The following is a 12,734-nucleotide window of genomic DNA, read 5'->3' on the forward strand; positions in this document are numbered from 1 at the left end:
GCGCTATGATTTTTAACTTTCTACTTATATATTTTATTACGTCGATAACAGGAGGCTGTCAGGCATGTTCTATCGTTACGGTGAAACAGAAATTAACCATCTCAAACGGCGTGATAAAAAGATGGCCGCCGCCATCGAACGGCTGGGGATGATAACTCGCCCGCTATCCCCTGATTTATTTGCTGCATTGATCAGAAATATCGTTGACCAACAAATTTCGGTCAAGGCGGCACTAACGGTCAACGCACGGTTGGTCGCATTGCTCGGGGCCGTGACACCAATAACTGTCGCAACTGCAACGGTAGAGGCTATTCAAGGGTGTGGTATGACGATGAGGAAAGCGGGATACATTAAAGGTGCTGCGGATGCTGCACTTAATGGCACGCTGGATTTATCTGCTATTTCCCTGCTGCCCGATAACGACGTTATTGCGCAGCTATCAAGCCTCAACGGTGTCGGCATCTGGACCGCAGAAATGTTATTGATCTCCTCACTTGCACGACCCGATGTCGTCAGTTGGGGAGATTTAGCGATCCGGCGCGGCATGATGAATCTATATGGCCATAAAACGCTGCCACGAGAACGCTTTGAGCGTTACCGCCGCCGTTACACACCCTATGGAACAACGGCATCCCTCTATCTATGGGCACTGTCACATGAGACGGTATAAGTAGCCTCACACCCCCATATTCATCACATCTTGATAAGCCGCAACTAACTTATTACGAACTTGGATGCCCAGTTGTAAAGATACTGATGACTTTTGCATATCTACCATCACATCATTCAGGCCAACACCGGGCACACCCAATTCAAAATTCTGTGCCTGAGTGCGGGCATGCTGTTGGTTTTCACTGATTTTGCCGATGGCCGCTTTCAACTCACTGGCGAAGCCGGCCTCTACTGGCAACATCTTTGCCGAACCGGATGCCTGCAATGCAGTGACCTGCAACTGCTGTAAAACCCCTTCAATACCTTGAACAGACATGCTCATCCTCAAACGATGTAATGGGTCAAATAACAACATGGAAAATGAGTCCGTAAATGCGGTTATTCACTATTCGCCACGTGTCACTATTTTCAGGATGACACCCTAACACATCATTTTTGTACTAAAGCCGCTAATTAGACACAAAAATACCGGCTTATTGAGCCATCGAATTCATCACTTACAGCAAATAATGGCATGCCCATAAAAGGGGAGATCAGCTATTGATGCTTTATCGCTCACAGCACTTGGGAGTCTGTTTTGTTTCGACACACTAGTTACATAAAAAATACTAACTCAAACGTTGTTCAGCTTGGCCAAGGACGTGTATGAATGCCTCGATAACTGGCGGTGAAAATCGTGAGAATGTTTTTACGACGACACTGGCACGCCTACGCGCGAATCCAAAAATCCCACTGCTGATTGCTGCGGCTGCGGCCGTCGCTATTATTGTCGCGCTGATGTTATGGGCTAAAAGCCCGGATTATCGCGTCCTTTATAGCAACCTGAATGATCGTGACGGTGGTGATATCGTTACGCAACTGACACAACTGAATATCCCTTATCGCTTCGCTGATAATGGTGGCGCGTTGTTGGTCCCGGCAGATAAGGTACATGAAACCCGCCTGCGTCTGGCCCAACAAGGCTTGCCTAAAGGCGGTGCGGTAGGTTTTGAACTGCTGGATCAGGAAAAGTTTGGCATCAGCCAATTCAGTGAGCAAATTAACTATCAGCGCGCTTTGGAAGGTGAACTGGCGCGCACTATTGGCACCCTCGGGCCAGTGATGAATGTGCGTGTTCACTTGGCAATGCCAAAACCTTCTCTCTTTGTTCGGGAACAAAAGTCTCCAACCGCCTCTGTAACACTCGCATTGCAACCAGGTCGTGCCCTTGATGATGGCCAGATTAACGCCATCGTATATATGGTTTCCAGCAGCGTGGCCGGTTTACCGCCGGGTAACGTGACTGTCGTTGACCAAACCGGCCGTTTGTTAACGCAATCCGACAGTGCGGGCCGTGATTTAAACGCCGCACAACTCAAATTTACTAACGAAGTTGAAAATCGCTTCCAACGTCGCATTGAAACCATACTCGCCCCGATGGTCGGTAACGGTAATGTGCATGCGCAGGTCACGGCTCAAGTTGATTTTGCCAGCCGTGAACAGACCGATGAAGAGTACAAGCCTAATCAGGCCGCCGACAAAGGCGCGGTCCGCTCACAGCAAGTTAGCACCAGTGAACAACTGGGGGGAACCAATGTCGGTGGTGTTCCGGGGGCATTATCCAATCAGCCATCTGCCACACCGGTCGCACCGATTGAAACCCCAGCAGCGACGCCTGCTGCCGGTGCTGCTGGTGCCACAGCGAACAATGCCAACGCGGCTAATCGTCCGGCCACTGCCGCTAAATCGACAGCGACGTCAAGCAACAGCCGCCACGACCAAACCACTAACTTTGAAGTTGACCGCACAATCCGTCATACCCAGCAACAAGCTGGCATGGTGCAGCGCCTCTCTGTTGCCGTTGTTGTTAATTACGGCAGTGATAAGGCGGGCAAGCCAGTTGCGCTGACCAAGGATCAATTGGCACAAGTGGAATCCCTGACACGCGAGGCGATGGGCTTCTCTACTGATCGTGGCGACACATTAAATGTGGTGAATACACCATTTAACGCCACCGATGATGCCAGCGGCAACACACTGCCCTTCTGGCAGCAACAATCGTTCTTTGATCAGATGTTAAATGCTGGTCGTTATCTGCTTATCTTGCTGGTGGCATGGATTTTATGGCGCAAATTAGTGCGCCCTATGGTCGCTAAGAAACAAGTTGCTGATAAGGCTGCGGCATCGGTCAATAACATTGTCCAGACTGCGGTAGCGTCTGAAAATGCCAAACAGAGTAAAGAAGAGCTGGCCTTACGTAAGAAAAATCAGCAGCGAGTGAGTGCTGAAGTTCAGGCCCAGCGTATACGCGAACTTGCGGATAAAGACCCACGTGTTGTCGCGCTGGTTATCCGTCAATGGATGAGTAATGACCAATGAGCCTGACCGGAACTGAAAAAAGCGCCATCATGCTGATGACTCTGGGTGAAGACCATGCCGCTGAGGTGTTTAAACACCTCTCCTCGCGCGAAGTGCAGCAACTCAGTACCACCATGGCCAGTATGCGTCAGGTTTCTCACCAGCAACTGATTGATGTATTGGCTGAATTTGAAGACGATGCCGAGCAATATGCCGCACTGAGCGTCAACGCCAGTGATTACCTGCGCAGTGTGCTGATAAAAGCCTTGGGGGAAGAGCGCGCATCCAGCTTGTTGGAAGATATTCTGGAATCGCGCGAAACCACCAGTGGCATGGAAACGCTCAACTTTATGGAACCGCAGATGGCGGCCGACCTGATCCGCGACGAACATCCGCAGATTATCGCCACCATCCTGGTCCATCTGAAACGCGCTCAGGCCGCCGACATACTGGCGCTGTTCGACGAGCGCCTGCGCAACGATGTGATGTTGCGTATCGCCACCTTTGGTGGTGTCCAGCCCGCCGCATTGGCTGAGTTGACCGAAGTATTGAACAACCTGCTCGATGGCCAGAACCTCAAACGCAGCAAAATGGGCGGTATCCGCACAGCGGCCGAGATTATCAACCTGATGAAAACACAACAGGAAGAGACGGTCATGGACGCAGTACGCGAATACGACGGCGAATTGGCTCAAAAAATTATCGACGAAATGTTCCTGTTCGAGAATTTGGTCAGTGTCGACGACCGCAGCATTCAGCGTTTACTGCAAGAGATAGACAACGAATCACTGTTGATCGCCCTGAAAGGTGCCGATCAAGCATTGCGCGAGCGTTTCCTCAGCAACATGTCATTGCGTGCAGCAGAAATCTTGCGCGACGATCTGGCAACCCGTGGACCGGTACGTATGTCACTGGTCGAAAACGAACAGAAAGCCATCTTGCTTATCGTCCGTCGTCTGGCGGAAAGCGGCGAGATAGTCATTGGTGGTGGCGAGGATATCTATGTCTGACAGGATAAATGCCCTGCCCTGGCAACCTTGGTCACTCAACGACTTTGCCACTACATCGGATACTACTCCGCCCGCGGCTGCGCCGGATATCAGTATGCTGTTTACTGATGAACCGGATACGGGTAGCGATAGCGAATCAACCGGGGTCAGTGAGCAGCAAGCACTGGTAAATCTGCAACTCGAAGCCGAGAAGCAGGGCCGCCAACAAGGGTTCGCTAAAGGGTTACAAGAAGGGTTGGATAAAGGTTACCAGACCGGTCTGGAGGAAGGTCATCAACAGGCACTGGCCGATGCTCAAAAGCAATTGGCCCCGATGACTGCCCACTGGCAACTGCTGGTGAACGACTTCCAAAGTACCCTTGATGCACTCGACAGCGTGATTGCCTCGCGGTTAATGCAAATGGCCCTGGCCGCCGCGAAACAAATTCTCGGGCAACCTGCAATCTGTGATGGCACGGCATTATTGGCCCAAATCCAACAACTGATTCAGCAAGAACCGATGTTCACCGGTAAGCCACAACTGCGGGTTAATCCTGATGATCTGGCTGTCGTCGAGCAACGCTTAGGCAGCACCTTAAGTCTGCATGGCTGGCGCTTGCTGGGTGATAGTCAAATTCATCCGGGTGGCTGCAAAGTCAGCGCCGAAGAAGGTGATCTCGATGCCAGTTTGGCGACCCGCTGGCATGAGTTGTGCCGCCTCGCCGCGCCGGGAGAATTATGATGACCGCGCGCCTTGGTCGTTGGCTCGCCTCTTTAGATAAATTCGAAGAGCGCATCAGCCAGTCAACCACTATCCGTCGCTACGGGCGGTTGACCCGCGCCACGGGTTTAGTCCTGGAGGCCACGGGATTACAGCTGCCATTGGGTGCAACTTGTCTGATTGAGCGCCACGATAACGGCGCAGTGCAGGAAGTTGAAAGTGAAGTGGTCGGTTTTAACGGCCATCGCCTGTTTCTGATGCCGCTGGAAGAAGTCGAAGGCATTGTACCCGGTGCCAGAGTCTATGCCCGGGTGACCACCGGCGGTGCTTCAGCCAGTAAACAACTGCCGCTCGGCCCGGAACTCCTGGGGCGGGTATTGGATGGCAGTGCCAAACCGCTTGATGGTCTACCTGCACCAGAAACCAGTTATCGCGCCCCACTGATCACCCCGCCAATCAATCCATTACAACGTACCGCGATTGTGCAGGTACTCGATGTCGGTGTGCGGACGATTAATGCCCTACTGACCGTTGGCCGTGGGCAACGTATGGGTCTGTTCGCCGGCTCTGGGGTAGGTAAAAGTGTGCTGCTCGGCATGATGGCGCGTTATACCCAAGCAGATGTCATTGTGGTGGGTCTGATTGGCGAACGTGGCCGTGAAGTAAAAGACTTTATCGAGAATATTTTAGGGCCGGAAGGCCGTGCTCGTTCGGTAGTGATAGCCGCGCCTGCCGACGTATCGCCATTACTGCGTATGCAAGGTGCCGCTTATGCAACTCGCATTGCAGAAGATTTCCGTGACCGTGGTCAGCACGTATTGCTGATTATGGACTCGCTGACTCGCTATGCCATGGCGCAACGTGAAATTGCGCTGGCCATCGGCGAACCACCGGCAACGAAAGGTTATCCACCCTCCGTATTCGCTAAATTACCGGCGCTGGTGGAACGTGCGGGTAACGGTGTCACCGGCGGTGGCTCGATTACTGCATTTTATACCGTATTAACCGAAGGCGATGACCAGCAAGACCCGATTGCCGACTCGGCACGCGCCATTCTCGACGGTCATGTGGTGTTATCACGCCGTCTGGCTGAATCTGGCCACTATCCGGCCATCGATATTGAAGCATCGATCAGTCGTGCCATGACATCACTGATCGATGAGAACCATTACAGTCAAGTTCGCCAGTTTAAACAACTACTTGCCAGTTATCAGCGTAACCGTGACTTGGTCAGTGTGGGTGCCTATGCCGCCGGTAGTGATCCGCTACTGGATAAGGCTATCGCCCTTTACCCGCAAATGGAAATCTTCTTACAGCAAGGCATGTTCGAACGCAGCAGTTACGACGATGCATGCCAGCATCTGAAGAGTCTGTTTCCGGGTTGATAGCCAGTGACTCAAGCCACCGCCCCTGGCGTATACCCAAAGAAATTGGCGTGGCAGGTAGGCGGCAAGTGAATGACAAATCGGTCGGGAACCGATTTGAACAGCATTTATGCTAGCCCGTAGGGTGAGCCTCATTAATCCCAATGAGCTGACACCGTCAAGCCATTTGGGTAAGTGAAGGTAGCCAACAACCCTGCGGCTTCAAGTACGGCGGGTATAAGGAATACGATGAAAAGTCAGTCACCTCTCATCACCCTGCGCGATCTGGCCCAGAAAGCCGTCGAACAGGCAAGCACGCAACTGGGTCAGGTTCGCCTGTCCTATCAGAATGCTGAGCAGCAACTCACGATGTTGCTGACTTATCAGGATGAATACCGGGTGCGGTTGAATGACACACTGAGTAACGGGATGGCCTCCTCCAGTTGGCAAAACTATCAGCAATTTATTCAGACGCTGGAGCAAGCCATTGACCAACATCGTAATCAGTTGGCTCAGTGGAATGTCAAAGTTGAGCAGGCAGTTAAGCATTGGCAAGAAAAGCAGCAACGGTTAAATGCATTTGAGACCTTGAATGAGCGGGCTGAAACCACCGCGCGCTTGCAAGAAAACCGTTTGGATCAAAAATTGATGGATGAGTTCGCACAGCGCGCCTCACAAAGGAGTCTTAATTCATGAATCTGTCCCTATTGCCTGCCACTGCAACTGCCAGTGAAACTGAGGGTGCATCTTCCTCTTCATCGATTGCTGCGCTGTTTACAGACGCAGGGCTACCGGCTGATTTTGCCAAATTATTGGGTGACCAACTGGGTAAAGAGCTGACGGCTATGGATGCCTCGACCCTGAAATCATCGCTGGCTGCAACCACTGATATCACTGCCAATGTGGACGGAGGAAAGTCAATCAGTGGTAACAGTAAATTGAATCAGTTATTGGCCGCCTTAGGTGATATTAGCGCCACGTTGCCTGTAGGCCTGACCCACGCAGGGCAGACTGGAGACGCGGCTAATGTGAAGAAAACCACATTAGATGATGACAGCACGCTGGATAAAACCACCGCGCTGACCGAATCCAGTGCGTTGCAGTCGTTATTAGCCATGTTACCCCACCAGGTTGCTACCACGCTGGGCAGCGCCAACAATGGACAGAAAACGCCATTGACTGACGGCAATGGCCTGACCAGCGACAAAACCAGCGCCAGGCAGGACTTAGCTACTCTGACCAGTCTGACCTCACAAGATAAAGGTTTGGCGGCATTGATTGGCGGCACAATCGGCACTGCGAAAAGTGACAATGCCACCAACAACGCACTGCCAGCGGCCACCCCCGGTAAGGCTAAAACCACTACCGCCCAAGATAAGCTGGCACGTCTGACGACAGCACAGGATGCAGATAGCAGCCTTAGTGCCAAAGCCGCCCCCGTAGCCGTACCGACCGACAAAACCATTGCCACGGCCGCGGTGGATAAAATAGCCGTGAGTTCAGCCACGGTAACACCATCACTCCCTCCGGTTTCCAGCCCGGTTCTGCCAGCGACGGCCAGTGGTGCGGTTAGCGTGCCAGTCAGTGGTCATTTAAGCGCTCAGTTGGGTAGCCAGGAATGGCAACAATCGCTGGGGCAACAAGTGGTGATGTTTAGTCGTAACGGCCAACAAAATGCCGAACTGCGGCTACATCCGCAAGAGTTGGGGGCATTGCAAATCAGCCTGAAAATGGAAGATAACCAAGCTCAGTTGCACTTTGCTTCAGCTCACAGCCAGGTTCGGGCAGCTATTGAAGCGGCGATGCCAAGTTTACGCTCGGCATTGGCTGAAAGTGGTATCCAGTTGGGCCAAAGCAGTGTCGGCAGTGAAGGACAGTGGCAACAGGCACAACAACAGAGCCAACAAAATCAGCAGAGTTTCGCATCACACGGCCAACCCGCTTACGGTAGCAGCGCATCGGGTGATGTATCGAACAGCACACCGCTCGTGACACCTGCGGCGTTGCAATCGCTGGCTAATGGTAATGGTGGTGTTGATATTTTCGCCTAAAACGGGTGTTAATTTCAGCAAAAGGTGACAAACGGACAAGTTAGGCCGTTTTTCGCCACCTATTCTGCCTATTGGCATTAAAGATACGCGGGATAATCATCAGTAATAATTCGGATAGCATGGGGTTATTTGTCGGTGGTCAGCGGTTTGTGCCATCCAGCAATGAGATACCCCAGGTTATTGTCGTGATTCACCGGTTTGATACCGAAACAGGAATTTGTCTTCTCCATGTCTGATAATACCTTCCCGGCCAAGCGTAAGAGTTCGATCTGGGTGATCCTGCTAGTGCTGATTGCTGTGGCAGCATCTGCAGGTGGCGGTTATAGCTGGTGGATACTCCATAAGAGTAAACCTACCGCTGCGAAAGCCGTTCCTGTTATTCCGGTGTTTATGCCGCTGGAGACCTTTACGGTCAATCTGATCACGCCAGATAACAATCTGGATCGCGTGCTTTATATCGGATTAACGTTAAGGCTGCCCGACGATGCGACTCGCGCCAAACTCAATGACTATCTGCCGGAAGTTCGCAGCCGCTTGCTGTTGCTACTTTCTCGGCAGTCCGCCGATAGCCTGTCAAATGAAGAAGGCAAACAGCGGTTAGTCGGTGAAATTAAAAACGTACTTAGCCCGCCAATGGTTAAAGGCCAACCTAATCAGGTAGTCAGCGATGTGCTGTTTACCGCATTTATATTGCGATAATCATTATGGGCGATAGCATTCTTTCACAAGCAGAGATTGACGCACTGTTAAACGGTGACAGCGGTGGCGATGAGCCAGTTGCTGTCGTCGGTAATGAAACAGACGTTAAACCTTACGATCCGACGACCCAGCGACGTGTGGTGCGTGAACGCCTGCAAGCGTTGGAGATCATCAATGAACGTTTTGCTCGTCAGTTCCGTATGGGGCTGTTTAACCTGTTACGTCGCAGCCCGGATATCACCGTCGGCCCGATAAAAATTCAGCCATACCACGACTTTGCCCGTAATCTGCCGGTACCGACCAATCTCAACCTGATTCATCTCAAACCGCTACGTGGCACCGCGCTATTCGTTTTCGCCCCGAGCCTGGTCTTTATTGCGGTTGATAATCTGTTCGGTGGTGATGGTCGCTTCCCAACTAAAGTAGAAGGTCGCGAGTTTACCCACACTGAGCAACGTGTGATTAACCGCATGTTACGGCTAGCGCTGGATGCCTACCGTGATGCCTGGGCGCCTATCTATAAAATTGATGTGGAATATGTCCGTTCTGAAATACAGGTGAAATTCACCAATATCACCACCTCCCCCAACGATATCGTGGTCACCACCCCTTTCCATGTGGAGATCGGGGCGTTGAGTGGTGAGTTCAACATCTGTATTCCCTTCGCCATGATCGAGCCATTGCGTGAGCTGCTAACCAACCCACCGTTGGAAAATTCCCGACAGGAAGATAGCCACTGGCGCGAAACACTGGTGAAGCAAGTGCAGCACTCCGAGCTGGAGCTGGTGGCTAATTTTGTCGATATCCCGCTGAGACTATCGCAGATACTCAAGCTGCAACCAGGGGATGTATTACCCATAGATAAACCGGATCGACTGATTGCGCATGTCGACGGCGTACCGGTACTGACCAGTCAGTACGGGACATTAAACGGGCAATATGCCCTACGTGTTGAACATTTGATTAACCCTATTTTGAATGCTCTGAATGAGGAACAGCCCAATGAGTGACCCTAAGCTTCCGTCTGACGATGGAAAGGAATCCGTGGACGATCTGTGGGCTGATGCGTTTAATGAGCAGCAGGCAGCGGATAAACCAGCGGCCACCACCGAGGGTGTATTTAAATCACTGGAAGCACCGGATGCCTTGGGTAACCTACAGGATATCGATTTAATTCTGGATATCCCGGTAAAGCTGACCGTTGAACTGGGTCGCACCAAAATGACCATCAAAGAGTTACTGCGCTTGTCTCAAGGCTCGGTCGTCTCCCTTGATGGCTTGGCCGGTGAGCCATTGGATATTTTGATTAACGGTTATCTGATTGCGCAGGGTGAAGTGGTGGTAGTCGCTGATAAATATGGCGTACGTATCACTGACATCATTACTCCGTCAGAACGTATGCGCCGTCTGAGCCGCTAATGACCGCAGCACAGGTTGATACTGCCGCATCCACGGTTACGACACCGGTTACTGGCTTTGCGGCCAGCCACCCTGGTACTGCGGTGCAACAGACGGCACCAGCGATACCTGCCGGCTCGGTGTTAACGCAGGTTGGCAGCGTGTTAGGCGGTATTTTACTGCTGATTTTATGTGGTGCCTGGCTGGTACGCCGTTTAGGTTTTGCCCCGCAGGCACGTAACAACAAATTATTGAATGTGAAGGCCAGTTGTCAGGTTGGTCAGCGCGAGCGGGTGGTCATTGTTGAAGTAGACAATACCTGGCTGGTGTTAGGCGTAACTGCACAGCAGGTGACACAACTCCACACTCTGACACGTCCTGCGATTGATGAAGCGACAGCGGCTTCGTCGCCCGACCGTGCGAAACCGGCCGATTTTCGCCAGCTACTGAACAACCATCTATTTAACAAGAAATCGAAACACCCGGAAAAATCGGCATGATGTCTCTTCGCCCCGTGCTTACCACAGCCAATAGCGTAACAACCGCAGCGGCCAACACTGATTTCACTTATCGGTTGCTGCTGCGCCGTCTTCTGGCTGCACTCATCAATAAAACCACCCTACTGCTATTGGGCTTACTCTGCTCTCCGGTGGTGCTGGCTCAACTGCCCGGTATCATCAGCCAGCCATTGGCTAATGGTGGGCAGAGCTGGTCTTTACCGGTGCAGACCTTGGTTTTCATCACCACCCTGAGTTTCCTGCCTGCCGCCTTACTGATGATGACCAGTTTTACCCGTATTATTATTGTGCTCGGGTTGCTGCGCAACGCATTGGGTACCCCCTCTGCCCCCCCCAATCAGGTGATGTTGGGTCTGGCGCTGTTTCTGACATTTTTTATTATGTCGCCGGTATTTGACAAGGTGTATCAGGACGCTTATCTGCCTTTCAGTCAGGACAAGATAAGCATGGAAGTGGCGATGGATAAAGGCTCACAACCTTTACGTGAATTTATGCTGCGCCAAACCCGCGAATCAGATCTGGCACTGTATGCCAGGCTGGCCAATCTGCCGCCATTGGAAGGTCCCGAAGTGGTACCGATGCGCATTCTGCTACCTGCTTATGTCACCAGCGAGCTGAAAACCGCCTTCCAAATCGGTTTTACCGTGTTTATTCCCTTCCTGATTATCGATCTGGTGGTAGCCAGTGTGCTGATGGCATTGGGGATGATGATGGTTCCCCCAGCCAGTATCTCACTGCCCTTCAAGCTGATGCTATTTGTCTTGGTTGATGGTTGGCAGCTACTACTGGGTTCCCTGGCACAGAGTTTTTATAGCTAAGGTAGACTCATCATGACACCTGAATCGGTAATGGCCCTCGGCGTTGAGGCAATGAAGATTGCACTTGCCCTGGCTGCGCCCTTGTTATTAGCCGCCCTGATAAGCGGCCTGATCGTGAGCCTGTTGCAGGCAGCAACGCAAATTAACGAAATGACATTGTCATTCATCCCAAAAATACTGGCCGTGTTCGCCACGATGGTGATCGCAGGCCCATGGATGCTGAACCTGATACTGGACTATATGCGTAATCTGTTCACCAGCCTGCCCACGTTGATTGGCTAACGGTGCTTTCCCTCGATACCACTCAACTTAGCCTCTGGGTCAGCCAGTATTTCTGGCCGTTAATTCGGGTGCTGGCGCTGATCACCACTGCGCCGGTGTTTAGTGAGAAACAGATAAACCGCAAAGTTAAAGTCGGTTTGGCGCTGTTAATTACCTTTCTGATTGCCCCTTCGCTACCCCCGGTCAATATTCCCTTAGTCTCAACCGGTGCAGTCTGGGTCGCCGCCCAACAAGTGTTGATTGGGGTAGCCATCGGCTTGACCATGCAATTTGCTTTTGCTGCCATCCGGCTGGCCGGTGAAGTGATTGGTTTACAGATGGGATTGTCGTTCGCGACCTTCTTTGACCCCTCGGGGGGGCCGAATATGCCGGTTTTAGCCCGGTTACTTAACTTGCTGGCCCTGCTGTTATTCCTCACTTTTGATGGTCATTTATGGCTAATTTCATTGTTGGCCGACAGTTTTCATACCTTACCCATTCAGTTCGAACCGCTCAATGGTAATGGCTTTCTGGCATTGACGCAGGCCGGCTCATTAATCTTTATGAATGGACTGATGTTAGCATTGCCGCTGATCACGCTGTTGTTAACTCTGAATATGGCATTAGGCATGCTAAACCGAATGACACCTCAACTTTCGGTGTTCGTTATCGGTTTCCCGCTGACGTTGACCGTCGGTATCATCTCAATAGGGTTGATAATGCCATTATTGCCCCCCTTTGCTGAGCATCTGTTCGGGGAAGTTTTTGACCGATTAGCCGGCGTATTGAGCGGATTGGCAAACTGAGTCGCTGCAAAAAAATGGTATGTCACCCCAAACCTTAGTGGGAAAAGATGACACACCAAAAAGTGCACCCGGTTTAAGTACACTTAAGAGGGAACCTGTG

At 51.7% G+C, this 12,734-nt stretch carries 15 protein-coding genes; 14 read left to right on the forward strand and 1 reads right to left on the reverse strand.

From position 1 onward, the window contains the following. Positions 1-64 precede the first annotated feature (64 nt). Positions 65-670 (forward strand): DNA-3-methyladenine glycosylase family protein, encoded by a 606-nt coding sequence (locus V2A85_RS02020; protein ID WP_372558744.1) that lies wholly within the window; start codon positions 65-67, stop codon positions 668-670. 6 nt (positions 671-676) lie between these two features. Here V2A85_RS02020 and fliE read toward each other — a convergent pair whose 3' ends face one another. Beyond that, positions 677-988 carry a flagellar hook-basal body complex protein FliE gene (gene fliE / locus V2A85_RS02025; protein ID WP_372558683.1) on the reverse strand — a complete coding sequence of 104 codons (312 nt, stop codon included), beginning with the start codon at positions 986-988 and terminating at the stop codon, positions 677-679. A 329-nt stretch (positions 989-1,317) separates the two neighbouring features. Here fliE and fliF point away from each other — a divergent pair, with 329 nt between their 5' ends. The 13 genes from fliF (at position 1,318) to fliR (ending at position 12,634) form a co-directional block, all read left to right on the forward strand. Next, positions 1,318-3,030 (forward strand): flagellar basal-body MS-ring/collar protein FliF, encoded by a 1,713-nt coding sequence (gene fliF / locus V2A85_RS02030; RefSeq protein WP_372558682.1) that lies wholly within the window; start codon positions 1,318-1,320, stop codon positions 3,028-3,030. Continuing rightward, on the forward strand, positions 3,027-4,019 hold the full coding sequence (gene fliG / locus V2A85_RS02035; RefSeq protein ID WP_083159147.1) for a flagellar motor switch protein FliG: 993 nt from the start codon (positions 3,027-3,029) through the stop codon (positions 4,017-4,019). Before fliF ends, fliG begins: the two co-directional genes overlap by 4 nt. Continuing rightward, a complete protein-coding gene (fliH, locus tag V2A85_RS02040; RefSeq protein ID WP_372558681.1) occupies positions 4,012-4,740 on the forward strand; it encodes a flagellar assembly protein FliH in 729 nt (242 codons plus the stop codon). Before fliG ends, fliH begins: the two co-directional genes overlap by 8 nt. Continuing rightward, positions 4,740-6,104 carry a flagellar protein export ATPase FliI gene (fliI, locus tag V2A85_RS02045; protein ID WP_372559880.1) on the forward strand — a complete coding sequence of 455 codons (1,365 nt, stop codon included), beginning with the start codon at positions 4,740-4,742 and terminating at the stop codon, positions 6,102-6,104. Before fliH ends, fliI begins: the two co-directional genes overlap by 1 nt. Before the next feature lie 228 nt (positions 6,105-6,332). Beyond that, entirely contained in the window at positions 6,333-6,779 is a 447-nt protein-coding gene (gene fliJ / locus V2A85_RS02050) for a flagellar export protein FliJ (protein WP_083159150.1), read from the forward strand. Next, positions 6,776-8,134, forward strand: a complete 1,359-nt coding sequence (locus V2A85_RS02055; RefSeq protein ID WP_420070828.1) for a flagellar hook-length control protein FliK — start codon at positions 6,776-6,778, stop codon at positions 8,132-8,134. The genes fliJ and V2A85_RS02055 overlap by 4 nt, the downstream gene beginning before the upstream one ends. Positions 8,135-8,362: 228 nt before the next feature. Beyond that, on the forward strand, positions 8,363-8,833 hold the full coding sequence (gene fliL, locus V2A85_RS02060; protein WP_372558678.1) for a flagellar basal body-associated protein FliL: 471 nt from the start codon (positions 8,363-8,365) through the stop codon (positions 8,831-8,833). Between the two features lie 5 nt (positions 8,834-8,838). Further along, positions 8,839-9,843, forward strand: a complete 1,005-nt coding sequence (gene fliM, locus V2A85_RS02065) for a flagellar motor switch protein FliM (RefSeq protein WP_083159152.1) — start codon at positions 8,839-8,841, stop codon at positions 9,841-9,843. Continuing rightward, positions 9,836-10,252 (forward strand): flagellar motor switch protein FliN, encoded by a 417-nt coding sequence (fliN, locus tag V2A85_RS02070; protein ID WP_025377918.1) that lies wholly within the window; start codon positions 9,836-9,838, stop codon positions 10,250-10,252. Before fliM ends, fliN begins: the two co-directional genes overlap by 8 nt. Beyond that, positions 10,252-10,731, forward strand: a complete 480-nt coding sequence (gene fliO, locus V2A85_RS02075) for a flagellar biosynthetic protein FliO (RefSeq protein WP_083159153.1) — start codon at positions 10,252-10,254, stop codon at positions 10,729-10,731. The genes fliN and fliO overlap by 1 nt, the downstream gene beginning before the upstream one ends. 80 nt (positions 10,732-10,811) lie before the next feature. Further along, the gene (gene fliP, locus V2A85_RS02080) at positions 10,812-11,567 is read left to right on the forward strand and encodes a flagellar type III secretion system pore protein FliP (RefSeq protein WP_420070837.1); all 756 of its coding nucleotides are present in this window, start codon (positions 10,812-10,814) and stop codon (positions 11,565-11,567) included. A 12-nt stretch (positions 11,568-11,579) separates the two neighbouring features. Then, a complete protein-coding gene (gene fliQ / locus V2A85_RS02085) occupies positions 11,580-11,849 on the forward strand; it encodes a flagellar biosynthesis protein FliQ (RefSeq protein WP_083159154.1) in 270 nt (89 codons plus the stop codon). Positions 11,850-11,851: 2 nt separating this feature from the next. Beyond that, complete coding sequence (fliR, locus tag V2A85_RS02090; protein WP_372558675.1) at positions 11,852-12,634, forward strand: flagellar biosynthetic protein FliR; 783 nt, start codon at positions 11,852-11,854, stop codon at positions 12,632-12,634. The last annotated feature ends 100 nt before the right edge of the window (positions 12,635-12,734 follow it).

The sequence above is a fragment of the Yersinia sp. 1252 StPb PI genome, assembly GCF_048593885.1.
GTDB classification, from domain to species: Bacteria; Pseudomonadota; Gammaproteobacteria; order Enterobacterales; family Enterobacteriaceae; genus Yersinia; species Yersinia enterocolitica_E.